Origin of the sequence: Variovorax sp. Varisp85 (assembly GCF_047304045.1) — a bacterium.
Taxonomy (GTDB): Bacteria; Pseudomonadota; Gammaproteobacteria; order Burkholderiales; family Burkholderiaceae_C; genus Variovorax.
On sequence record NZ_JBGLYN010000066.1, the window covers coordinates 1 to 21,598 of the forward strand.

The 21,598-nt window shown below is 67.4% G+C and carries 26 protein-coding genes; 13 read left to right on the forward strand and 13 right to left on the reverse strand.

The window, feature by feature from the left end; all coding sequences use genetic code 11:
* Positions 1 to 1,372, reverse strand: a 1,372-nt coding sequence (locus ACCC97_RS22290; protein WP_413335112.1) for an efflux RND transporter periplasmic adaptor subunit, incomplete at its 3' end; no start/stop codon positions are given.
* Between the two features lie 258 nt (positions 1,373 to 1,630).
* Between ACCC97_RS22290 and ACCC97_RS22295 the strand changes: the two genes are divergently transcribed.
* From ACCC97_RS22295 to ACCC97_RS22315, 5 genes are read left to right on the forward strand one after another with little or no spacing between them, the layout of a single operon-like run.
* The gene (locus ACCC97_RS22295; RefSeq protein ID WP_413335114.1) at positions 1,631 to 2,152 is read left to right on the forward strand and encodes a DUF6622 family protein; all 522 of its coding nucleotides are present in this window, start codon (positions 1,631 to 1,633) and stop codon (positions 2,150 to 2,152) included.
* 35 nt (positions 2,153 to 2,187) lie between these two features.
* Positions 2,188 to 3,141 carry a sterol desaturase family protein gene (locus tag ACCC97_RS22300; protein ID WP_007833817.1) on the forward strand — a complete coding sequence of 318 codons (954 nt, stop codon included), beginning with the start codon at positions 2,188 to 2,190 and terminating at the stop codon, positions 3,139 to 3,141.
* Complete coding sequence (locus ACCC97_RS22305; RefSeq protein WP_007833819.1) at positions 3,138 to 3,431, forward strand: 2TM domain-containing protein; 294 nt, start codon at positions 3,138 to 3,140, stop codon at positions 3,429 to 3,431. Before ACCC97_RS22300 ends, ACCC97_RS22305 begins: the two co-directional genes overlap by 4 nt.
* A 53-nt stretch (positions 3,432 to 3,484) precedes the next feature.
* Positions 3,485 to 4,498 carry a sensor histidine kinase gene (locus ACCC97_RS22310; RefSeq protein WP_007833821.1) on the forward strand — a complete coding sequence of 338 codons (1,014 nt, stop codon included), beginning with the start codon at positions 3,485 to 3,487 and terminating at the stop codon, positions 4,496 to 4,498.
* A gap of 27 nt (positions 4,499 to 4,525) precedes the next feature.
* A complete protein-coding gene (locus tag ACCC97_RS22315) occupies positions 4,526 to 5,356 on the forward strand; it encodes a LytR/AlgR family response regulator transcription factor (RefSeq protein ID WP_413335116.1) in 831 nt (276 codons plus the stop codon).
* A gap of 78 nt (positions 5,357 to 5,434) precedes the next feature.
* Here ACCC97_RS22315 and ACCC97_RS22320 read toward each other — a convergent pair whose 3' ends face one another.
* Positions 5,435 to 5,776 (reverse strand): hypothetical protein, encoded by a 342-nt coding sequence (locus ACCC97_RS22320; protein WP_007833825.1) that lies wholly within the window; start codon positions 5,774 to 5,776, stop codon positions 5,435 to 5,437.
* 149 nt (positions 5,777 to 5,925) lie between these two features.
* Between ACCC97_RS22320 and ACCC97_RS22325 the strand changes: the two genes are divergently transcribed.
* On the forward strand, positions 5,926 to 7,740 hold the full coding sequence (locus ACCC97_RS22325) for a glutamine--tRNA ligase/YqeY domain fusion protein (protein WP_007833826.1): 1,815 nt from the start codon (positions 5,926 to 5,928) through the stop codon (positions 7,738 to 7,740).
* A gap of 11 nt (positions 7,741 to 7,751) precedes the next feature.
* Here the strand turns inward: ACCC97_RS22325 and ACCC97_RS22330 are convergent, their stop codons facing one another.
* Complete coding sequence (locus tag ACCC97_RS22330; RefSeq protein ID WP_007833827.1) at positions 7,752 to 8,054, reverse strand: hypothetical protein; 303 nt, start codon at positions 8,052 to 8,054, stop codon at positions 7,752 to 7,754.
* A gap of 86 nt (positions 8,055 to 8,140) precedes the next feature.
* On the opposite strand from ACCC97_RS22330, the gene ACCC97_RS22335 reads away from it, so the two are divergent.
* The 3 genes from ACCC97_RS22335 to ACCC97_RS22345 are packed head-to-tail and all read left to right on the forward strand — an operon-like array spanning position 8,141 to position 9,924.
* A complete protein-coding gene (locus tag ACCC97_RS22335; protein ID WP_157632203.1) occupies positions 8,141 to 8,689 on the forward strand; it encodes a pseudouridine synthase in 549 nt (182 codons plus the stop codon).
* A 37-nt stretch (positions 8,690 to 8,726) separates the two neighbouring features.
* Positions 8,727 to 9,632, forward strand: coding sequence for a peptidoglycan DD-metalloendopeptidase family protein (locus ACCC97_RS22340; protein WP_413335119.1), 906 nt, complete (start codon positions 8,727 to 8,729; stop codon positions 9,630 to 9,632).
* Entirely contained in the window at positions 9,622 to 9,924 is a 303-nt protein-coding gene (locus tag ACCC97_RS22345) for a nucleotidyltransferase family protein (protein ID WP_413335121.1), read from the forward strand. Before ACCC97_RS22340 ends, ACCC97_RS22345 begins: the two co-directional genes overlap by 11 nt.
* Positions 9,925 to 10,008: 84 nt before the next feature.
* Here the strand turns inward: ACCC97_RS22345 and ACCC97_RS22350 are convergent, their stop codons facing one another.
* The 4 genes from ACCC97_RS22350 to ACCC97_RS22365 all read right to left on the reverse strand — a co-directional run bounded on the left by ACCC97_RS22350 (position 10,009) and on the right by ACCC97_RS22365 (position 14,363).
* The gene (locus ACCC97_RS22350) at positions 10,009 to 10,944 is read right to left on the reverse strand and encodes a succinylglutamate desuccinylase/aspartoacylase family protein (protein ID WP_413314148.1); all 936 of its coding nucleotides are present in this window, start codon (positions 10,942 to 10,944) and stop codon (positions 10,009 to 10,011) included.
* Between the two features lie 111 nt (positions 10,945 to 11,055).
* The gene (locus tag ACCC97_RS22355) at positions 11,056 to 12,027 is read right to left on the reverse strand and encodes an MBL fold metallo-hydrolase (protein WP_413335123.1); all 972 of its coding nucleotides are present in this window, start codon (positions 12,025 to 12,027) and stop codon (positions 11,056 to 11,058) included.
* Positions 12,028 to 12,103: 76 nt separating this feature from the next.
* Positions 12,104 to 13,306, reverse strand: coding sequence for an ammonium transporter (locus ACCC97_RS22360; RefSeq protein ID WP_007833846.1), 1,203 nt, complete (start codon positions 13,304 to 13,306; stop codon positions 12,104 to 12,106).
* Positions 13,307 to 13,457: 151 nt separating this feature from the next.
* Entirely contained in the window at positions 13,458 to 14,363 is a 906-nt protein-coding gene (locus ACCC97_RS22365; protein ID WP_413335125.1) for a LytTR family DNA-binding domain-containing protein, read from the reverse strand.
* 157 nt (positions 14,364 to 14,520) lie between these two features.
* Here ACCC97_RS22365 and ACCC97_RS22370 point away from each other — a divergent pair, with 157 nt between their 5' ends.
* Positions 14,521 to 15,741, forward strand: a complete 1,221-nt coding sequence (locus ACCC97_RS22370; protein ID WP_413335127.1) for an acyltransferase family protein — start codon at positions 14,521 to 14,523, stop codon at positions 15,739 to 15,741.
* On the opposite strand, the gene ACCC97_RS22375 is transcribed toward ACCC97_RS22370, so the two are convergent.
* Both ACCC97_RS22375 and ylqF read right to left on the reverse strand, forming a co-directional pair.
* Positions 15,671 to 16,105, reverse strand: a complete 435-nt coding sequence (locus tag ACCC97_RS22375) for a PaaI family thioesterase (protein ID WP_007833850.1) — start codon at positions 16,103 to 16,105, stop codon at positions 15,671 to 15,673. The two genes, ACCC97_RS22370 and ACCC97_RS22375, sit on opposite strands and share 71 nt — an antisense overlap.
* A 165-nt stretch (positions 16,106 to 16,270) precedes the next feature.
* Complete coding sequence (ylqF, locus tag ACCC97_RS22380) at positions 16,271 to 17,233, reverse strand: ribosome biogenesis GTPase YlqF (RefSeq protein WP_413335129.1); 963 nt, start codon at positions 17,231 to 17,233, stop codon at positions 16,271 to 16,273.
* A 208-nt stretch (positions 17,234 to 17,441) separates the two neighbouring features.
* Between ylqF and ACCC97_RS22385 the strand changes: the two genes are divergently transcribed.
* The 3 genes from ACCC97_RS22385 (at position 17,442) to ACCC97_RS22395 (ending at position 19,114) form a co-directional block, all read left to right on the forward strand.
* On the forward strand, positions 17,442 to 18,056 hold the full coding sequence (locus tag ACCC97_RS22385; protein WP_007833854.1) for a SmpA / OmlA family: 615 nt from the start codon (positions 17,442 to 17,444) through the stop codon (positions 18,054 to 18,056).
* Between the two features lie 145 nt (positions 18,057 to 18,201).
* Positions 18,202 to 18,630: a CBS domain-containing protein gene (locus tag ACCC97_RS22390; RefSeq protein ID WP_007833856.1), complete on the forward strand. Its 429-nt coding sequence runs from the start codon at positions 18,202 to 18,204 to the stop codon at positions 18,628 to 18,630.
* Positions 18,631 to 18,754: 124 nt separating this feature from the next.
* Entirely contained in the window at positions 18,755 to 19,114 is a 360-nt protein-coding gene (locus ACCC97_RS22395) for an HPF/RaiA family ribosome-associated protein (RefSeq protein ID WP_007833857.1), read from the forward strand.
* A 6-nt stretch (positions 19,115 to 19,120) separates the two neighbouring features.
* On the opposite strand, the gene ACCC97_RS22400 is transcribed toward ACCC97_RS22395, so the two are convergent.
* From ACCC97_RS22400 to ACCC97_RS22415, 4 genes are all read right to left on the reverse strand, one after another.
* Positions 19,121 to 19,567: a MerR family transcriptional regulator gene (locus ACCC97_RS22400; RefSeq protein ID WP_007833858.1), complete on the reverse strand. Its 447-nt coding sequence runs from the start codon at positions 19,565 to 19,567 to the stop codon at positions 19,121 to 19,123.
* Positions 19,557 to 19,985, reverse strand: a complete 429-nt coding sequence (locus ACCC97_RS22405; RefSeq protein ID WP_007833859.1) for a nuclear transport factor 2 family protein — start codon at positions 19,983 to 19,985, stop codon at positions 19,557 to 19,559. The genes ACCC97_RS22400 and ACCC97_RS22405 overlap by 11 nt, the downstream gene beginning before the upstream one ends.
* 102 nt (positions 19,986 to 20,087) lie before the next feature.
* Positions 20,088 to 21,014 carry an SDR family NAD(P)-dependent oxidoreductase gene (locus tag ACCC97_RS22410; protein WP_413335132.1) on the reverse strand — a complete coding sequence of 309 codons (927 nt, stop codon included), beginning with the start codon at positions 21,012 to 21,014 and terminating at the stop codon, positions 20,088 to 20,090.
* A 96-nt stretch (positions 21,015 to 21,110) separates the two neighbouring features.
* Positions 21,111 to 21,494: a response regulator transcription factor gene (locus ACCC97_RS22415; RefSeq protein ID WP_042673450.1), complete on the reverse strand. Its 384-nt coding sequence runs from the start codon at positions 21,492 to 21,494 to the stop codon at positions 21,111 to 21,113.
* Positions 21,495 to 21,598 lie beyond the last annotated feature (104 nt).

Sequence of the window (21,598 nt, forward strand, 5' to 3'; positions counted from 1 at the left end):
ATGCGGCACCCTTCGGCATCGCCGCGCCGCCGCCGCCGGCACCACCCTGGCGGCGCCCGCCACGAGCCGTGCCGCCCGCGGGCGCCGATGCCGCGCCGGCCGGGCGCTCGGCCTGGGTCTGCACCCGCGCGCCATCCTTCAGCCGGTCGCCGCCTTCGGTCACGACCTGTTCGCCGGCCTTCAGGCCCGACATGACCGCCACGTTGTCCACGCTCGATTCACCGCGCGTCACCGGCCGCTGCGACACCGTGCTGTCGTCGTTCAGCACATACACATAGTCGCCGTTGGGGCCGTGGCGCAGCGCCGTGACCGGCACCACCACCGCGCTGCTCACGGTGCGCAGCAGCAGCCGCAGGTTGACGAACTGGTTCGGGAACAGCGCATCGTCGGCATTGGAGAAACGGGCCTTGGCCTTGACGGTGCCGGTCGCGGTGTCGACCAGGTTGTCGAGGGTGGCGAAGGTACCGTTCGCGAGCCGGCGCGTGCGCGTGCGGTCGAAGGCGGTGGCGTCGAGCTTGGCGCCCTGCGCGAGGCGCTCCTGCACTTCGGGCACGCGGTCTTGCGGAATGGCGAACTCGACGTCGATGGGTGCGATCTGCGTGATGGTCGCCACGCCGTTGGTACTGCCGGTCGAGATGTAGTTGCCCGCGTCCACCGGCCGCAGGCCGATGCGCCCGCTCGCCGGCGCGGTGATGCGGCTCCAGGCAAGGTTGAGCTTGGCCGTGTTCTCGTTGGCGCGGTCGATGGCCACAGTGCCTTCGAGCTGCTTGACCAGCGCGGCCTGCGTGTCCACGTCCTGCCGGGCGATGGAGTCCTGCCCCAGCAGAGTCTGGTAGCGCTGCAGCGTGACGCGCGCCGCCGCCAGCTGCGCCTCGTCGCGCTGGCGCGCCCCGGAGGCCTGCGCCAGCGCGTTCTGGAACGGCTGCGGATCGATGGTGGCGAGCACGTCGCCCTTCTTGACCATCTGCCCTTCCTGGAAGAGCACGGCCGTGAGCACGCCCGACACCTGCGGCTGGACGATCACGTTGGCCAGCGGCGTGACGGTGCCCAGCGCTTCGAGTTGCACGGGGATGTCGGCCTGCCTGGCCGTGGCGACGCCCACCGTGCTGGAGGCCCCGCCACCGCCGCCGCGCCCACCCGGGCCACCCGGGCCGCCCGGACCACCGGGCCCGCCCTGCCGGCCGGCACCGGGGCCGCCACCGGGACCGGGAACGGGCGTCTTCGACCGCTGGATCAGATACCAGGCGCCCCCGCCCAGTGCCACGAGCAGCAGCAACGTCAGCAGCCCGCCGACCCAGCGGCGCCTGCGCACCGTCGGATGTGTGGGCGAGACGGTGGGAGGCAGGGGCTCGGGTGGTTTTTCTTGTTCCATGGACGGTGCGTGCAGGAAATGCAGGGCAGGAGTGCGGACCAGCGTAGTACAGCGCGGAATGGTAGTCCGGCTGTTTGCTATGCCGTAAAGCGACGGTAAAGCTGCCCGCCGACATCCGCGATCAAGCGCAATTCACGCCTTCGGGCCGCAGTTCGCGCCGCCCGCATGCATTTCGTCGCACGCCCGTGGCAGGAATGGGCGAGCGTCGGCACAGTCCGCTGCATCGATTCGACCTTCCACTTTCAACGGAGCGCAACCATGCTGATGCAAATCATCCTTCACACGCCCAAGTGGGTCTTCGCCGTGTTCTTCCTGCTGCTGTGGCTCGGCGCCAGGCAGCTGCTCGCCAACAACGTGAGCCTGACGCGCGTCACGCTGATGCCCGTGGCGATGGGCGCGCTGTCGGTCTATGGCGTGGTTTCCGTCTTCGGCGATTCCTTCGGCGCCCTGCTCGGCTGGGCCGCCGCGGCGGTGGCGATGATGGCGCTGGTGCTGCAGCGCCAGCTGCCCGCCACCACCCGCTACGACGCGGCAGCGCGCCGCTTCCACGTGGCCGGCAGCCCGGTGCCGCTGATGCTCATGATGGGCATCTTCCTGACCAAGTACCTGGTGGGCGCAGCGCTGGCCATGCACCCCGAACTGCGCCAGCAGGCAGCCTTCGGCCTCGTAATCCCGGTGCTGTACGGTGCCTTCAGCGGTGTCTTCGCGGCCCGTGCGGTGCGCCTGTGGAAGCTGGCCATCCGTACTGACGCCATGACAGCCACGGTCGGCGCCGCCTAAGATCCCGAGCCGCAGCCCCCCAGGAAAGCACCGCCATGAACGTACTCCTGCTGATCCTCAAGATCTCCGTCACGGTGGTGCTCGCCGCCTCCATCGCCGAGGCGCTCGTGCTGTCCTGGCGCAACGGCTGGCGCAGCTACGACTGGAAGGCGTCCGGCATCTCGGTGGTCGACTTCCTGGTGCGCGAATACCCAATGCGCTGGCTGCTGCCGCTGGCCTTCTGGAGCGGCGCGATGGACTGGTTCTACGCCCACCGCCTCTTCACCCTGCCGATGGACCACTGGACCGGCTGGGCCGCCTGCTTCATCGGCCAGGAGTTCTGCTACTACTGGTACCACCGCGCGGCGCACCGGGTGCGCTGGTTCTGGTGCACCCACGCCATCCACCATTCGCCGAACCAGCTGAACCTGTCGGCCGCCTACCGCTTCGGCTGGACCGGCCGCCTCACCGGCACACTGGCGTTCTTCATGCTGGCGCCGCTGCTGGGCATGCCGCCGCGGGTGATCCTGCTGATGCTCACGCTGAACCTGCTGTACCAGTTCTGGATCCACGCGACCTGGATCCCGCGCCTCGGGCCGCTCGAATGGGTGCTGAACACCCCCTCGGCCCACCGCGTGCACCACGCCTCCAACCTGGAATACCTGGACGGCAACTACGGCGGCGTGCTGATCGTGTTCGACCGCCTGTTCGGCACCTACATTCCCGAGCGCGCCGACATCCCCTGCCGCTACGGGCTGGTGAACCCGGTCACCTCGTACAACCTTTTCGAGATCGAGTTCATGCACTGGCGCGCGCTGTTCCGCGACCTGGCCTCGGCCCGCTCGGTGCGCGCCTTCGTCGGCTACCTCGTGAAGCCGCCGGGCTGGAAGCCCGACGGGCCGGGCGAGACGACCGAGGAGCTGCGGGAGCGCGCGGCCTTGCAGGCGACATCGCCGCCATCGCTGGCCGCCTCAGATTTCATTCCTGTCCAATACAAGGAGTTGTCATGAACCACATTGCATCGAATCCCACCCGCTCCGACGTCGAGCGCCTCGCCCGCCGCCGCGCCGGCGCCAAGATGGGCTGGTACATCCACGCTTTTGTCTACGTGCTGGTCAACCTCGGCCTCGTCGCGCTCTCGGCTGCCCATGGCCGCAACTGGGCGATGTACCCGCTCATGGGCTGGGGCCTGGGCCTGCTGATCCATGGCGCCGTGGTCTGGTTCGTGGCCGGCGGCGGCTTCTACGACAGGCTCGTGGAGCGCGAACGCCGCGCACTGGGTGCCGGGGACCGCGGGTGAATCCAGGCCTGCCTGCTGCAAACAACAGGTTCACGCCCGAGAACCTGAGGAGCATGCTGCGGCATGGCCTGATCACCGCCGTCTTCTGCTGCCTCATCGCCACCGCGATGACCCTCACCGGCGGTGGCAACTGGGCCGGCCACCTGGTCTATTCGCTGGCGATCGGCACCGTGAGCTGGCTGTTCATCGACTTCGGCCGGCTGCTGATCAGCGGACACCGCGAAACCCTCTGGCCAGGATGGCCGGCGGGTTTTCTCCTGATCGCGATGGGCATGGTCGTCGGCTTCTTCGTCGGCAACCTCATCGGTGACGCCTGGTTCGGCGCACCCCGATTCGACTTCCTCGAACTCAAGGGCCACAAGCTGGCCACTGCCGCCACGATCACCATCATCGCGACGGTCGGCATGTGCTTCTTCTTCTACAGCCTCGGCAGAAGCAAGCACATGCAAGGCCAGATCGAGCTGGCACAGCGCAATGCCACGGAGGCACGGCTCAAGCTGCTCGAGACGCAGCTCGAGCCGCACATGCTGTTCAACACGCTGGCCAATCTGCGCGTGCTGATCACCGTCGACCCGCCGCGCGCCGTGGCCATGCTCGACCGGCTCAACAGCTACCTGCGCATGACCTTGAGCGGCTCGCGCGCGCTGTCGCATCCGTTGTCGGCCGAGTTCGAGCGGCTGGGCGACTACCTGGAACTGATGTCGGTCCGCATGGGCGACCGGCTGCACTACAGGCTCGACCTGCCGCAGGATCTGCGCGATGCGCCGGTGCCGCCGCTGCTGCTGCAGCCGCTGGTGGAAAACAGCATCCGCCACGGACTGGAGCCGAAGGTGGAAGGCGGCGAGATCGTCGTGCGCGCCCGCAGGCAGGCCGGCCTGCTGGTGGTCGAGGTGAGCGACACCGGCGTGGGCCTCGATGCCGCACCGCCTTCTGAAGGCAGCGGCTTCGGGCTCGAGCAGGTGCGCGAGCGGCTGGCCACGGTATACGGCGCCCAGGGCCGCATGAGCCTCTCGCCCTCGCCCGCCGGCGGCACCTGCGCCACGCTGAGCTTCCCCACGCCCGTCTGAACAACCTCACCCCACAACAACAACCAGATGACCCCGACCGCCCTCATTGCCGAAGACGAACCCCTGCTCGCTCAGGCCCTCAAGGCCGAGCTGGCCGCCGCATGGCCCGAACTGCAGATCGTCGCCACGGCAGGCGACGGCCGCAGCGCCGTGCGCGAGGCGCTGCGCCTGCTGCCGCAGGTGCTGTTCTTCGACATCCGCATGCCCGGCCTCGACGGCCTGGGCGCCGCCGCCGAACTGGCCGACAGCTGGCCCATCGACGAGGCGCCGATGCCCCAGCTGGTGTTCGTGACGGCCTACGACGAATACGCCACCCGCGCCTTCGAGGCCCAGGCCCTCGACTACGTGCTCAAGCCCGTGCAGCCCGGGCGCCTGCGCAAGACCGTGGGCCGGCTGCAGCAGGCACTGTCCGCACGGCAACCTGCGCCCACATCCGCCGTGGCCGACGAAGCGCTCGAACGAACGCTCGCCCAGTGGCGCCAGGTGCTGACGGCCGCTGGAGCCGGCGCGGCAGCAGCAGCCACCGCCCCGCTGCGCATGATCGCCGCCAGCGACGCCGGTGGCAGCACCGTGCGCATGGTGCCCATCGACGAAGTGCTGTACTTCGAAGCCGCCGACAAATACCTGCGCGTGCTGACCGCCTCGCACGAATATCTGATCCGCACGCCGCTCAAGCAATTGCTGACCCAGCTCGACGCCGACACTTTCTGGCAGGTGCATAGGGCGGTGGTGGTGCGCAGTTCGGCCATCGAATCGGTGCACCGCGACGAGGCCGGCAAGCTGCACCTGATGCTGCGCGGCAGGGCCGAGAAGATCCCGGTCAGCCGCCTGTACGCCCATCTTTTTCGCGCCATGTGAAATCGGCTGGCGCGCCCAAAGAAAAAGCCGGCCCTTCGGGGGCCGGCTTTTTCATTCAGTCACGAATGGCGTTGCAATTTAGCGCCAGTGGCCATGGCCGCGGTAGTAGCCTCGACCGTAGTAGCGCGGGCCGTAGTAGGCCGGCGGGCCGTAGTAGACAGGGGCCGGACGGTAGTACACGGGCGGCGGGTTGTAGTAGACCGGGGCCGGGGGTGCGTAGTACACGGGTGCCGGCGGCGCATAGACTGGCGCCGGGTAGTAGGCCGGAGCGCCCACGCCCACTGCCACGCCGGGAAGGCCGACACCGACCGACCAGCTCACGTCGCTACGGGCACTGGCTGAAGTGGCTGCAAACAATGCACCGGCTGCCACCACGCCTGCGGTGGCCCATTTGAAGAAAGTTGAACGTGTGAGGCTCATGATCCTGGACTCCTTGTTTCGGTGGGCTGCGTTCGGATCTGAACCGCCCATGGATGTATTGAACGCGGCAAATGCAAAGGGGGTGCACCGGGCATTGTGAAGAACGTTGCCAAAGGTAACCTATAAGGGGTGCCCTCTAGAATGAGGCAATGACCTCCCCGACCGACAAAAACGGCGCCAAAACGACCGCTGCACCAAGCAATTTCCTGCGCCACGTGATCGAGAACGATCTCGCACAGGGTGCTTATTCTGGCCGCAAATGGGGCGGATCGCCCGGCAACGCCACCCACCACGCCCAGGGCATGGCCGACCCGGCCAGGGTGCGCATGCGCTTTCCGCCCGAGCCCAACGGCTACCTGCACATCGGCCATGCCAAGAGCATCTGGCTCAACTTCGAGCTGGCCAAGGAATACGGCGGCGTGAGCCACCTGCGCTTCGACGACACCAACCCCGAGAAAGAAGACCAGGAATACGTCGACTCGATCCGCGACGCGGTGAACTGGCTCGGCTACGAAACCTACCTGGCCGACCGCCCCAGCGCCCCCGGCACGCTGCAGCCGCACGAGTACTTCGCGAGCAACTACTTCGACTTCATGTACGAGGCGGCCGAATACCTGATCGGCGCCGGCCTCGCCTACGTCGACGAACAGACCGCCGAAGAGGTGCGCGCGAACCGCGGCGACTTCAACACGCCCGGCACCGACAGCCCCTTCCGCACCCGCACGCCCGAGGAAAACCTCGCGCGCTTTCGCGCCATGCGCGACGGCCAGGTCGCCGATGGCGCCGCCATCCTGCGCGCGAAGATCGACATGGCCAGCACCAACATCAACATGCGCGACCCCGCGCTGTACCGCGTGCGCCGGGCCACCCACCACAACACCGGCGACAAGTGGTGCATCTATCCGATGTACACCTACGCGCACCCCATCGAGGACGCGCTGGAACAGATCACCCACAGCATCTGCACGCTGGAGTTCGAAGACCAGCGTCCCTTCTACGACTGGCTGCTCGATCGCCTCGCCGAAGGCGGCCTCGTCGCCAGCCCGCACCCGCGCCAGTATGAATTCGCCCGCCTCAACGTGACCCACGTGCTCACCAGCAAGCGCAAGCTGCGCCAGCTGGTCGAAGAGAAATACGTCGACGGCTGGGACGATCCGCGCATGCCCACCATCGCCGGCCTGCGCCGCCGCGGCTACACGCCCGAGGCGCTGCGGCTGTTCTGCGAACGCAGCGGCACGACCAAGTCGGGCGGCTGGATCGATTACGCCAGCCTCGAGGCCGCGCTGCGCGACACCTTGGACCCGATCGCCCCGCGCGCGATGGCCGTGCTCGACCCGGTCAAGCTCGTCATCACCAACTGGGGCGAACTGATGGGCGGCGACGGCACGCTCGACGACTGCTCGGCGCCGGTTCACCCCCATCACCCGGAAATGGGCCATCGCGAGTTCAAGCTCGGCCGCGAGGTATGGATCGAACGCACCGACTACGAAGAAGTGCAACCCAAGGGCTTCTTCCGCCTGTTCCCGGGCAACAAGGTGCGGCTCAAGTACGGCCACGTCATCGAATGCACCGGCGGCACCAAGGATGCGAGCGGCAAGCTCGTCGAAGTGCAGGCCACGCTGGTTCCGGACACCAAGAGCGGTACGCCCGGCGCGGATGCGATCAAGGTAAAGGGCAACATCACCTGGGTGGCGGCCGCGGATGCGGTGCAGGCCGAGGTGCGGCTGTACGAGCGGCTGTTTGCCGCGGCCCATCCGGGCAGCGGCGAACTGCTGGAGGAACTGAACAAGGCGAGCCTGGAGGTGTGCTCGGCGTTCGTCGAGCCTTCGCTGGCCAAGGCCGAAGCGGGTGTCGGCATTCAGTTCGAGCGGCATGGGTACTTCGTGCTCGACGCGAAGGCCAGCGCGGACGGCAAGCCCGTGTTCAACCGCGCGGCGGGGATGCGGGACAGCTGGGGCAAGTAAGCCCTGCGCCGCTATTCGGGCCGCTTGTAGACCACGCCCAGCACCGCACTGTTCTCGTCGGTGGTGCAAACGGCGGACCGTCCCTGCGGCCCGACCTTCAGGTTGATCGTGTAGACGCCGTCGCGCGGCGTCGTGCCGCTGTCCACCACGATGCTGCCCGGGGGCACACGCAGTTCGCGCGCGGCCGCAGCGACGCAGTTCTTGACGCTCGCCTCGGGCGCGCCGCCGACGCGCAAGGATGAGCTGCTGCAGGCGGCCATCGAAAGGCCTGCCGCCGCCACGCACGCGAGATGGATGTGGCTTCGCATCGTCATGCCGGGTTCTCCTGTGTGATAAGCCGATTGGAATCTCCAAGGCGGCCCGAATGCTGCAGGACAGACCCGGGCTATCCTGTGCGCTCATGACTTTTCCGAGCTCTTCCCGCCTGATCCGCTTCAACAAACCTTACGGCGTCCTCAGCCAGTTCACGCCCGAGGGCCGCTGGCGCGGCCTGAAAGACTTCATCGACATCCCCGGCGTCTACGTCGCCGGCCGGCTCGATGCCGACAGCGAGGGCCTGCTGCTGCTCACCGACGACGGCAAGCTCCAGGCACACATCGCCGATCCGCGCTTCAAGATGGAGAAGATCTACTGGGTGCAGGTGGAAGGCGAGCCGACCGAAGCGGCGCTCACCGCCCTGCGCTCGGGCGTGCAGCTCAACGACGGCCCCACGCGCCCCGCGCGTGCCCGGCTGCTCGATCCGCCGCCCGAGGTGTGGGAGCGGCAACCGCCCATCCGCGAGCGCAAGAGCATTCCCACCGCGTGGATCGAACTGGCGATCCGCGAGGGCCGCAACCGCCAGGTGCGGCGCATGACGGCGGCCGTGGGGCTGCCGACGCTGCGGCTGATCCGCGCTGCCATCGGGCCCCACACGCTCGAAGGCCTCGCGCCCGGAACCTGGAGCGGATAGCGCCCTCCATCCAACGCATTCCCCACCTTCTCTTCACATGAAGCAAACGCCCTCTTCCTTCCCCGCCCCTACCGCCCTCAACCGCCGCAGCGCCGTGCTCGGCACCATCGGCCTCATCGCCACGATGCACGCCGACGCCGCGACCAAGTCGGCGGCAAAGAAGCAGCCAGCCGCAGCACCCGGCGTATGGCCGCGCGCCTCGCAGGTGCCCGGTGGCATCGGCCGCCTGTCGCTGGGCCCGTCGGCCAAGCGGCCGCAGGCCTTCGCGGGCGACATCCCCCTGCTCGTGGTGGGCGACACCATCGAATGGACTGCGATCGTCGGCATCCCCCTCGCGACCGAACCCGGCGAGGCGAGCATCACCGTGCGCGCCGAAGGCAAGCCCGAGCGCCAGATCGCCTACACCGTGGCCCCGAAGCAATACCGCGAACAGCGCCTCACCGTGGCCCCGCGCACCGTCGACCTGTCGCCCGAGGACGAGGCGCGCTACGTCAAGGAACGCGACCACCTCACCGGCGTGATGGCCACCCTCACCGACATGCGCCCCGACACCGTTCTGCAGATGCGCGTGCCCGTCCCCGGCCGCCGCTCCAGTTCCTTCGGCCTGCGCCGCGTGTTCAACGGCCAGTCGCGCAATCCGCACAGCGGCATGGACATCGCGGCCGGCACCGGCACGCCGGTGCTCGCGCCCCTGCCCGGCAAGGTGATCGACACGGGAGACTATTTCTTCAACGGCGGCACCGTCTGGCTCGACCACGGCGGCGGCCTGCTGACCATGTACTGCCACCTGAGCCGCGTCGACGTGAAGGTCGGCGACGTGATGAAGACCGGCGAACCATTGGCCGCCGTCGGAGCGACTGGTCGCGTGACGGGGCCGCATCTGCACTGGTCGGTGATGCTGAACCGGGCGATGGTGGACCCGGCGTTGTTCATTGCGGTTTGAGATCGAACGAGCAGCCGCGCAACATTCCAACATCGCGCCGGTTCGCGAGATTGCACTGAGTCACCACGTCAATGGCGTGTGGGTGTTCGGCTCTGCATCGCGCGGCGAGGACGGGCCTGACAGCGACCTCGATCTGCTGGTCGAACCCACCGCGCAAACCACCCTCATGAACGTTGGAGCGATCAGGTTCGAATTGAAGAGCCTGCTTGGCTTGGAGGTTGACGTGCTGACGCCCAACGGTTTGCCTCCGAAGTTTCGCGATCAAGTACTACGCGAGGATGTGCCGGTATGACCGGAAAACGCAAGATGCCGTGGTGCGCAACCTCGAAGTAATCGGTGAAGCCGCGAAGCTATTGGAGACCTGAACCTCAGTGCCTCAGATCGGCTTGGTCAGATAAACCGCCTCGCGCCCGACGATCACGCGCTGCGCCGGCATGAAGATCGTGCAGTCGTCGCACAGCGCGCGAATTTCCTCGTCGCCGTTGGTCGCGATCAGTTCGCCCTTGGCGAAGGTCTCGAAGCCGATCAACGGTCGCACGAAGGCGAAGTCCGGCGACCTGATGACGTGCGTCTGCAGCAGCTGGAAGCGCCGTTGCGGCTCGGGCGCAGGCGCGGCCAGGTCCTTGTCGACGAGGCCGAAGTACGCGAGGAAGTCGTACGTGACGGCCGTCGCCAGTTCCGATGCCGAACGCAGAAAGTGCTGGCCGCACTCGACCACCATCGCCACGCCCTTGCCGTCCGGCCCGCCGTGGCTGCCGTACTGGATCAGCGGGGTGCCCGAGCCCAGGCCGTCGGGCATCACGAGGTGCACCGAGGGACGGCCGATGGCCAGCGCGACCTTGGCGTTGCGCTCGAACGCCGGGTAGACCCAGAACGGCACGACGGGCTGGCTGGTCGAGTGGATGTCGAGGATGTGGTCGGCCGCATCGACCACTGGGCGCAGGATGCGCGCACGGCTCAGCTCGGGGCTGTCTTCGCTGCCGTCCAGCCACTCGGGCGACCAGATGCGGTTGAGGTTGTGCACGAGCTGGCGGCTGTCGAAGGGGAGCGCCTCGTTGAAGGACTCGTACGCGGCCACGTTGGCAAAACTCACGGTAAGCGTGCCGATCTTCGGGCGCACGTTGTTGTCGAGCAGGTGCGTGGCCGCCGTCATGCCGCAGATCTCGTTGCCATGCGTCAGCGCGTTGATCAGCACGTGCGGGCCGGGCTTGCCGGACTCGAAGCGGTGCACGTAGTCGATGCCGACGTTGCCCTTGCGGTACGCAGAAAGGTCGCGGGGGAGGACTTCGAGGGCGGGGGGAGATTGGGTCATGGGGCGAATGGTTAAGGCGAAGCGGTCGGCCAGTTTGCTACAGGACGCGCATTCGCGCCGAGGGCGCAGCAACACCGGGCCGTGCCGCTCGGGCTTCATCCATTCAGCCGGCTATCGCACCTGCTGGTAGTCCACCGGCACCCACACGTAGCCCTTGCCCTCGGCCCGCACGTGGCCCAGCCCCGGGAACGGCAGGTGCGCGCTGCCCACGAGGTAGCGCCCCTTGGCCGCGTCGGCGTACGCCTTCTTGCGCTCCACGGCGGCAGGCTTCGAGTCGACGTCGAACGAGATCGTGACCTGCGGCTGCGCGAACTGCACGGCGGCAACGTGCATCAGGTCGCCCCACAGCACCAGCTTCTGGCCCTTGGACTCGACGACGTAGATGTTGTGGCCCGGCGTGTGGCCATGGGCGGGCACGGCCCTGATGCCGGGCAGCAGCTCGGTGCCGCCCTTCATGCCTTTGAACTTGCCGGCTTCCACGTACGGGTTCAGCGACGCCATCGCGCCCCGGAAGAAGTCCTTCATCTCGGCAGGGGCCTTCTCCAGGTTGGCCTTGCTCAGCCAGAAGTCGGCGTCTTCCTGCCCGGCGTGGATGGTGGCGTTGGGAAACACCAGCTTGCCGTCCTGCACGAGGCCGCCGACGTGGTCGCCGTGCATGTGGGTGATGAGCACGTCGTCGACCTGGTCGGGCTGGTAGCCCGCGGCCTTGAGGTTGGCCTGCAGGCTGCCGAGGGTAGGGCCGAACAGGCCGCCGGCGCCGGTGTCGACCAGCACCAGCTTGCTGCCGGTGTTGATGAGGTAGCCGTTCACCGAGGTGGGCACGGCATCCTTCTCGAAACCGCGATCGAGCAGCTTGCCGACCTGCGCCTGCGTGGTGTTGGTGAGCAGCTTCTTGGGTTCGAGGTCGAGAGTGCCGTCGAACAGCGCAGTCACCTCGAAGTCGCCGAGCATCATCCGGTAGAAGCCGGGCGCCTGGGTCTTGACCTGCGGGGCGCCGGCCTGCGCCGCGAACGAAAGCATCAACAGGCTGCCGGCCAGTGCGGCGATGCCGCGGCGCAGCCAGCGGGCGGGTGTTCTTGTCATGGGTTCTACTCCTCGGCGGTTGTAAGGGGCGCCGAGAATAGCCCAAGCAGGCCCATCCTGCTGCGATGGCTGGCGATTACCAGTTGACCTCGCGCTCCGGCGTGGCCGAGATGTGATGGATCGACAGGTCGGCGCCGTCGTACTCCTCCTCCTGCGACAGCCGCAGCCCCACCGAAGCCTTGAGCGCGCCATACACCGCCGCACCCGCCAGCGCGGCCCAGGCCACGCCGATGACGGTGCCGATGAGCTGCGCCCACACGTTCACCCCGCCGATGCCTCCCAGCGCCTGCGTGCCGAAGATGCCCGCCGCGATGCCGCCCCAGGTGCCGCACAGGCCGTGCAGCGGCCACACGCCGAGCACGTCGTCGATCTTCCATTTGTTCTGCACCAGCGTGAACATGTAGACGAAGATCGCGCCCGCCACGCCGCCCACCACCAGCGCGCCCAGCGGATGCATCAGGTCGGAGCCGGCGCACACGGCCACCAGGCCGGCGAGCGGGCCGTTGTAGACGAAGCCGGGGTCGTTTTTGCCCATGGCCAGTGCGACCAGCGTGCCGCCGACCATCGCCATCAGCGAGTTGACGGCCACAAGGCCCGAGATCTTGTCGATGCTCTGCGCGCTCATCACGTTGAAGCCGAACCAGCCCACGCACAGCACCCACGCACCGAGCGCGAGGAACGGGATGTTCGATGGCGGATGCGCGCTCAGCGAGCCGTCGCCCCTGTAGCGGTTGCGCCGCGCGCCCAGCAGCAGCACCGCCGGCAGCGCGAGCCAGCCGCCCACCGCGTGCACCACCACCGAGCCCGCGAAGTCATGGAACTCGTGGCCCGTGAGCGAGGCGATCCAGCCCTGGATGCCGAAGTGCTTGTTCCACGCGATGCCCTCGTACAGCGGGTAGACGAAGCCGACGATCACCGCAGTCGCGATCAGCTGCGGCCAGAACTTGGCGCGCTCGGCAATGCCGCCCGAGATGATGGCCGGGATGGCTGCCGCGAAGGTGAGCAGGAAGAAGAACTTCACCAGCTCGTAGCCGCTCTTTTCCGCCAGCTCGGTGGCACCGACGAAGAAGTGCGTGCCGTAGGCCACGCCGTAACCCACGAGGAAATACACGATGGTCGACACCGAGAAGTCGACCAGGATCTTCACCAGCGCATTGACCTGGTTCTTCTTGCGTACGGTGCCCAGTTCGAGAAAGGCAAAACCGGCGTGCATGGCCAGGACCATGATGGCGCCGAGAAGGATGAACAGCGCATCTGCGCCCTGTTTGAGTGCGTCCATTGAAGCTTCTTGCTGATTTTTGATTCGAATTGGTGCGTCGCACCTGAATGACCTGGAGCGGTCGATCGATGAAGCAAAAATGGTGCCCGAAGGCTCTTCGATGGTGCGCAATGAACCAAAACGGACTTCCGCGAGCCCGCCACGCACCGGATCAGCCCGCGCCGGCGCGCAACGCGTCCCGGTGGCGGCGGCTGCAGGGCACGGTGGTGCCGTCGTGCATGTGCAGCCGGGCATCGCCGCCGTCCAGCGGCTCGATTTCCTTGATGCGGCCCAGGTTCACCGCATGGCTTCGGTGCACCCGAACGAAGCGGACGGGGTCGAGCTGCGCCAGGAAGTCGGTCAGCGTGGCGCGCAGCAGGTAGTCATGGCCGTTGACGTGCAGGCCGACGTAGTTGCCCTCGGCCTGGAGCCAGTCGATGTCGGTGGCGGCGATGAGGAATTCGCGGCGCAGCTTGCGCACCAGGAAACGCTCGGGGCGCACGGGCGGCGACAAGGCTTCGGGCTCGGCGGGTGCGGCGCCCTCCTGTTCCGCCGGAGCCTCCGGCGCATCGAGCACCCGCGCCTCGCCCTGCAGCCGCAGCATGAACAGCCGGTAAGCCCAGATGCCGAAGACGATGCTTGCGTACACACGCACGTCCTTCAGGTACTCGTAGCCCCATTGGTCGATCCAGCCGCCGAATTCGTAGCGTTCGCCGGCCAACGCGTAGACGACTGCGCGCAACCCGAACATGCCCACCACGTGGACCACGCTGAACGCCACGCTCGCCACCGCATGCCAGGCCAGGAAGCGCACCCAGTGCCCGCGCACCAGCGGCGACAGCCGGCGCTCGACGGCAACCAGCGCCGGGATCAGCAGCAACAGCACCAGGTGGCTCGATCCTTCCCAGGTCGCGACCTCCCAGTTGGCGCGCGGCACAGCGCGCGCGCGCATGTCGACGATCGCGACCATCGTGCTGAACACGGCCTGCAGCGTCATCAACACGATCCAGAAGGCCACCTCCACGGGACGGCGGATCGGCTCGTAGCGCTCGTAGAGGTTCCTGCGTGGGTCTCCCATGGGGCGGGATTCTCCCGAAAACGGGCCTTTGGGGGCGGTGAATTTCGTCCCTCGAGACCACCGCTCGTCACAAAGCGGGGGGCATCCGTCCCCCGGATGCGCCGCGCGGGGAACACGGGCCCGAGCATCGCGGCTTCTTTGCATCGAGGAGCTTGCGATGAACACCGCCGCCGACCCGTCCGCCCATCGCCGCCACGACATCGACGCCCTGCGCGCGCTGGCCTTCCTGTTCGTCATCCTCTATCACGTGGGCATGTACTACGTGGCCGACTGGCCCTGGCACCTGAAGAGCCCGCACGCGGCCGAATGGCTGCAGTGGCCGATGCGCGTCCTGAACCTCTGGCGCATGGACCTCGTCTTCCTGGTCTCGGGCGTGTCGCTCGGCTTCCTGAGCCGGGGCCAGGGCACCTGGGGCCTGCTGAGCAGCCGGGGTCTGCGGCTGATGCTGCCACTGGCCTTCGGCATGGCGGTGATCGTGCCGTACCAGGCCTATGCGCAGGGGGTGGCCAACGGGCTGGTCGCGCCGGGCTTCGGTGCCTTCGTGCTGCGCTACCTGTCGATGGCCGAACCGTGGCCGAAGCGGGCCTTCGACGGCGCGGAGTTCGGCATCACCTGGAACCACCTCTGGTACCTGCCCTATCTGTTCACCTACACGGCGCTGGTCGCGCTGACACTGCCGCTGTGGAATTCCGCCGCCGGCCAGTGGCTGCGACGCGGCTTCAACGGCCTGCGCGGCTGGAAACTGCTGTTGCTGCCTGCCGTGCCGCTGCTCGTCTTCACCACGCTGCTGGCCTCGCGCTTTTCACCCACGCACAACCTTGTGCGCGACTTCCACCTGCACAGCCTGTATTTCATGATGTTCCTCTACGGCTACTGGATGGGCGTGGACACCGGCGTGTGGAGGGAACTGGAGCGGCTGCGCCGGGTGTCGCTCGCGCTGGCGATCGCGGTGATCGCCGCCTTCATCGCGCTGCGGGCCGGCGCGAAGGGCCCGGCGTCCGGCCTGCCGATGGACACGCTGCGCATGCTCTACCTGTGGCTGGCCGTCGCGGCCATCCTCGGCCATGCCCACCGCCACCTGAACCGCCCATGGCCCTGGCTTCGCTGGGCCAACGAGTCGGTGTACCCGTGGTACGTGCTGCACCAGACGCTGATCATCGCTGCCGCGAGCGCGCTGGCACCGCTTGCGCTCGGCCCGGTGCTGGAGCCCGCGCTGCTGGTGGCGCTCACGGTGCTCGGCTGCTGGGCGCTGACCGACGGTCTGATCCGCCGCGTGAACTGGCTTCGGCCGCTGTTCGGGCTGAAGCTCAGGCAGCCGGCTTCGCCGCAGCCTCTTCCACCGGAACCAGGATGGCGTTCCCCGTCGCCACGAGCTTGAGCGCATCGTCGCCTCCGCCTTCGGGTTGCGCATAAAGCTCGGACGCAACGAACACCTGCTTGCGCCCGGCCTTCGCCACACGCGCGCGTGCCACGAAGGCTTGACCCACGGCCGGTGACATGAAGTTCACCGAGAAGTGCGACGTCATCACACGGCCGGCCAGCGAGGCGGCTGCGTAGCCGCTCACGGTATCGAGCAGTGCGGAGATCATCCCCGCGTGGAGGAAGCCGGCGTACTGCCCCATGTCTTCCTTGCGCCATTTCATGCGCAGCTCGGCCTCGCCGTTGCCGGCCTGGGTGGCCTCGATGCCGGCCCAGCGATTGAAGGATGCGGTTTCGTTGAGAGCCTTGAAGGTTTCGAGCATGGCGTGTCCTTTGCGGGGCGGGTGTGAGAAGCGGTTCAGGCCACTCTACGAACCACGCAGGACAGGCGCCGTCACGCGCGTGACGGGCGGGGTAGTGAACAGTTGCATTGGCGACAGCGGCGCTCTTCGCGCCGGAGTGGCGAGTCTCGGGGCGTCGGGCGCCTCTCAGGCGTCCTGTTCGGGCGCGATCTCGGGCTTCGGCTTGCCCTTGTGCTTGCGCGCGGCCTTCTTCGCCGCGCGCTCGGCATCGGCACGCTGGCCATCGGCCAGCCACAGCGTGAACTCTTCCGGCGTTTCGAGCGTGATGCGCCCCAGGTTGCCCGCGCGAAACTCGTGCATCACGATCTCCGCTGCCTTCTGAAGGTTGACGCGGCCCTTGCCCAGCAGCGCGCCGCGCTTGCGGCCGATGGTGTCGAGCAGCGCCTCGTCCTTCATGCCGGCCATGGTCTCGGTGTCGAGCTCCACGAGCTTGAAGCGCGCGGCCACGCCCGCGGCGTAGTGCGTCTTGAGGTAGTTGAGCAGCTCCAGCGCCACCTCTTCCTCGTCGAAGGCGTTGCGCCCCACCGCGCCGCTGGCCGCTAGGTTGTAGCCGCTCTTGGGCACGATGATGCGCGGCCACAGCATGCCGGGCGTGTCCCACAGATAGAAGTCGTCGGCCAGCGTGATGCGCTGTTCGAGCTTGGTGATGCCGGCCTCGTCGCCGGTCTTGGCCTTGCGTCCGCCGGTGAGCGTGTTGATGAGGGTGGACTTGCCCACGTTGGGAATGCCGCAGATCAGCACGCGCATCGGCTTGGCCATGCCGCCGCGGTTCGGTGAAAGCTCATGGCAGGCCTTCACGAGTTGTTGCGCGGGCGTGGTCTGGCTCGCATCGAGCCCGATGGCGCGCGTGGCAGGCAGCGCGTTGTAGTGCGCCAGCCAGAGTGCGGTGCGCACGGGGTCGGCCAGGTCCTGCTTGTTGAGCACCTTCAGCGTGGGCCGCCCGGCCGTGAGCTCGGCCAGCATCGGGTTGGCGCTGGAACCGGGCAGGCGCGCATCGAGCAGTTCGATGACCACGTCGATGTCCTTCACCCGCTCGGTGATGGCCTTCTGGGTCGCATACATGTGACCGGGGAACCACTGGATCGCCATCGGTTGGCTCTTTCTTTCGCGCTGTCTGGGAATGGGTGGCCACCGAAAGGGGGCCGGGTGCGCATTGTGAACCGGGAACCTGAACGGGACCTTGTTGCTACGCTTTCGATAGCTGGATGCGGGCATTCTGCCTTCGCTTCGGGCCTGTTCGATCCTAGAATCCGCGCGCTGCCCCGCGCAGCCACTCCAACAACTTCGAGGGAAATCCATGTTCAAGCGCCTTGCCGCTGCCGCCTTGCTGGCAGCCATCGTCGTGCCCGCGACCGTCACCGTCGCCCATGCCCAGCGGCCTTCTCCTCCCCCCGGCCCCATGATCAACGGCTACCTGTGCTGCAACATGCGCACCTACGGCGACTCGATCAGCGACATCAACTACGACGAGCAGGGCACGAGCATCGTCGCGGTGGGCACGCCGGCGCGCATCACCGCGTACGACTTCCGCTGGTTCAACCTGGATCTGGCCGGCAAGCCGCAGCGCATCAAGAACGACTACAGCCGCAACATCCCGTTGCCTGCGTTCGCGCAGCGCTATGTGGTGACCGAAGACCCGAAGCAGAAGATGGCGGCCTTCCCGCCCGCCGTGCGCAACGCCATCCTCGCCGTGAAGGTGATGCCCGGCATGACGCGCGAGCAGGTGCTGATGGCCATCGGCTATCCGGTTGCCAGCGAGAACCCCAGCCTCGACGCACCGGTGTGGCGCTACTGGCGCGACAGCTGGTCGGAGTTCCAGGTGCAGTTCGACGAGAAGGGCCTCGTGAAGACGGTGGTGGGCGATCCCGTGGCGTTGAGCCGCGTGCTGGCCGCAGCGCCCGCCCAGCCTTAAGTCCTCTCGCATTGCGCGTGCGTTGCAAACACGCGCAATCCCCTAGTGGGTTTGCATCGCGGGGGCAGTCATCGCCCCTATGATTTGACCGAGTGCGGCGCCCGAGCGTCGGTCGAATCGAAACCCTTTGATGGAGTTACCTGCGATGAAACCCGTCTCCGAACTGCTCAAGCGCCATGATTCCGCAGCATGGCGCACCTCCCCCGACACCAGCGTGTTCGATGCGCTGTCCACCCTGGCGCGCTTCGAGGTGGGCGCGCTGATGGTGATGGACGGCGAGAAGCTGGTGGGCTTCCTGTCCGAACGCGACTACACCCGCAAGGTCGCCTTGCAGGGCAAGAACTCGAAGGAAGTGAAGGTACGCGACATCATGACGCCCGACGTGATGACCGTCACCCCGCAGACCCGCACGCGCGCCTGCATGACGCTGATGAGCCAGCGCAAGTTCCGCCACCTGCCGGTGGTCGACGGCGACAAGGTGATCGGCATGATCTCCATCCAGGACCTGATGGACGACATCATCTCGGACCACGAGGCCACCATCGAGCAGCTGACCACGTACATCCAGAGCTGAACCCCTGTTGCCCGCTTTGCGGACCCTGCCCGGCGCATGGGTAGGGAACAGGCCTACGCACGCCGGGGCACAGGGGGGCGCACAGTGGGCCTTCGTTCATCCATCTATCCAGCAGGAATATTGCATGCAGATCCAGGTCAACACGAGCAACGGCATCACGAACAAGGACGCGCTGGAGCGTTGGGCCGACACCGAGATCAAGCAGCACCTGAGCCGTTTCGTCGACGACGTGACGCGCGTCGAAGTGCACTTGAGCGACGAGAACCACGACAAGACCGGCGGCGGCGACAAGTGCTGCGTGATGGAGGCACGCCTGGCGCACCACCAGCCGCTGGCGGTGACGCAGCACGCTACCAGCCTCGACGAGGCCTTCCGCGGCGCGGCCGACAAGCTCAAGCGCTTGCTGGACAACACGCTGGGGCGCCTGCACAACCACCGCGACCGCGGCTCGATCCGCACGGACCCGGGCTTCATCGCCGAGTAGGTCCGCTCACCTGCCCTTGCGCTTCGGCGGCTTCAGGCCGGGCGTTTCGGCGGGAACGAGCGGCGGGCGGCGGCCGCTGGCCATCCATTCGTCGTAGAAGCCGATCTTGCGGTCGACCAGCGACAGCGCCCGCTTCCACTCGGCAATGGTCTGCGTCACGCGCTCCCGGTGCGCGGCGAGCATGTCGCGCCGCTGGCGCAGCGTGACCTTGCCCTGCACTGCCAGCGCGGTGTATTCGCGCATCTCGGCAATCGACATGCCGGTGCGGCGCAGGCGCTCCATCAGGTCGAGCCATCCGACGTGCAGCTCGACGTAGAGGCGCCGGCCGCCCTCGTCGCGCGCCACGCCGGGCACCAGTCCCTGCGTCTCGTACCAGCGGATGGCGTGCACCGTGCGGCCGGTGCGCGTGGCCAGCTCGCCGATGTGGAAAGGCGTGCCGCCGTCAGCCGGCATGGGCGGCAACGGCGGCCGGGGGCGCCTGCAGCGCTTCCTGGACCAGTGCGGTGTCGAAGTACTCGGTCAGCTCTTTCACCTTGCCTCCTTCGAGTCGGTAGACGTAGCAATAGTGGTTGTTGTAGCGCTTGCCGGCCTTGGTGGGCACGTCGCCGCTGAACAGCACCACCACGCGGTCCCCCTCGGCGATGATGCGCTCGGTCCTGCTCACATAGGGCGCCGCGAATTGCGCGAAGAGCGGGTTCAGCAGCTCCTCCCGGATCGCCTTCTTGCCCCGGTAGGTGCGCGACCACGGGGTGGTGCCTTCGAGCTTCCAGCTGGCGTCGTCCGCCAGGCTGTCGACGAAGGCCTGGCCGTTGCCCTTGTCCAGCTCGTCGTGGATGCGCTGGACCAGGGCCTTGTTGTCGATCGTGTTCATGGCTTGATTTCCTTGGATTGAATGAACCGGCGATTCCGGAAAATCCATTGGAAATGCTCGAGTGCACTCGAGGTCAAGCGCCATGGACACCATGGGCGTCGATCAGCCCCTCTTCGCGTTCGCCATGCCCTTGGCGACTTCGTTCGCGCCCTGCGCGGTACCGCTCTGTGGCACGGCCTCGCCTTCGCGCTGCGTGACCTCCGACAGGCGCGCCGCCAGTTGCTCCGGCGTGTCGGCGTCAATGCCCAGCCAGACGCCCTGCGTCAGCGTGATGTGCGCGGCCTCGAAGGTGCCGGCGCCCGCGCACAGGATGGTGCGGTTGGGCGCATCCTGCGCGGCCAGCACCAGCATCGCGGGCACCACGGCCTCGGGGCGGAAGGCTTCGAGCATTTCCTTGGGGAACAGGTCCTCGGTCATGCGCGTGGCGGCGGTGGGCGCCAGGCAGTTCACGCGGATGTCGTTCTTCGCGCCTTCGATGCTCAAGGTCTGCATAAGGCCCACCAGCGCGAGCTTGGCCGCGCCGTAGTTGCTCTGGCCGAAGTTGCCGTACAGGCCCGACGACGAGGTGGTCATCACGATGCGGCCGTACTTCTGCTCGTTCATGAGCGCCCAGACGGCCTTGGTGCAGTTCACTGCGCCCATCAGGTGCACGTCGACCACCAGCTTGAAATCGGCCAGCTCCATCTTGGCGAAGCTCTTGTCGCGCAGGATGCCGGCGTTGTTGACCAGGATGTCGACGCGGCCCCAGGCATCGACCGCCTGCTGGACCATGGCCTGCACCGCCTCGAAGTCCGTGACGGACGCGCCGTTGGCAATAGCTTCGCCGCCCGCGGCCTTGATCTCGTCGACCACCGCCTGCGCGGCATTCACCGAACCGCCGGAGCCATCGCGCGCGCCGCCCAGGTCGTTGACCACTACCTTCGCGCCGCGCGCGGCCAGCGCCAGCGCGTGCTGGCGGCCGAGGCCGCCGCCCGCGCCGGTCACGATGGCCACGCGGCCCTTGAAGTCGATGCTGCTGTTGTTGCTCATTTCTCTCTGTCGCTTTCCTGGGAGTTGCTCGGCGCCGCCTCGGGCGGCAGCGTGGCGTTTTACCCCAGAAGGCGTACGACCCCAGTCGTGCGCGCGTCACCCGGGAGAGCGCACCTTCTCGCAGAAGGCCACCAGCTGGTCGAGTTCGGCCGATTTGTCGAAGAAGGCATCGGCGCCCAGCGCGCGCGAACGCTCGCGCATGTCGGCGGTGGCGTAGTTGCTGAGCACGACCACCTTCTGGTGCGGCGCCCGGTGACGGCAGGCGCGAATCACGCCGAACCCGTTGCCGCGCTGGAGGAACAGGTCGATGATGGTCAGGTCCCAGTCATCCTTGGAGCCGTGCAGGCGCAGCCAGTCGATGGCCTCCTGCTCGGTGCTCGCGGAAGCCACGACTTGTGCCTCGGCCAGGTCTTCCAGAAAACCGGCCAGGTTCTCCCGGATCACCGGGCTGTCTTCGACGAGATATGCCTTGAACCGCATGGCGGCCATCTTCGCCCCGGCCCGTTTGCACGCGGTGGGCAATGCGGGTCAATGCCTGTAGGTCATCCGCCACCCCCCCTGTCGTCAAGCGAAGGGGCTCGAAA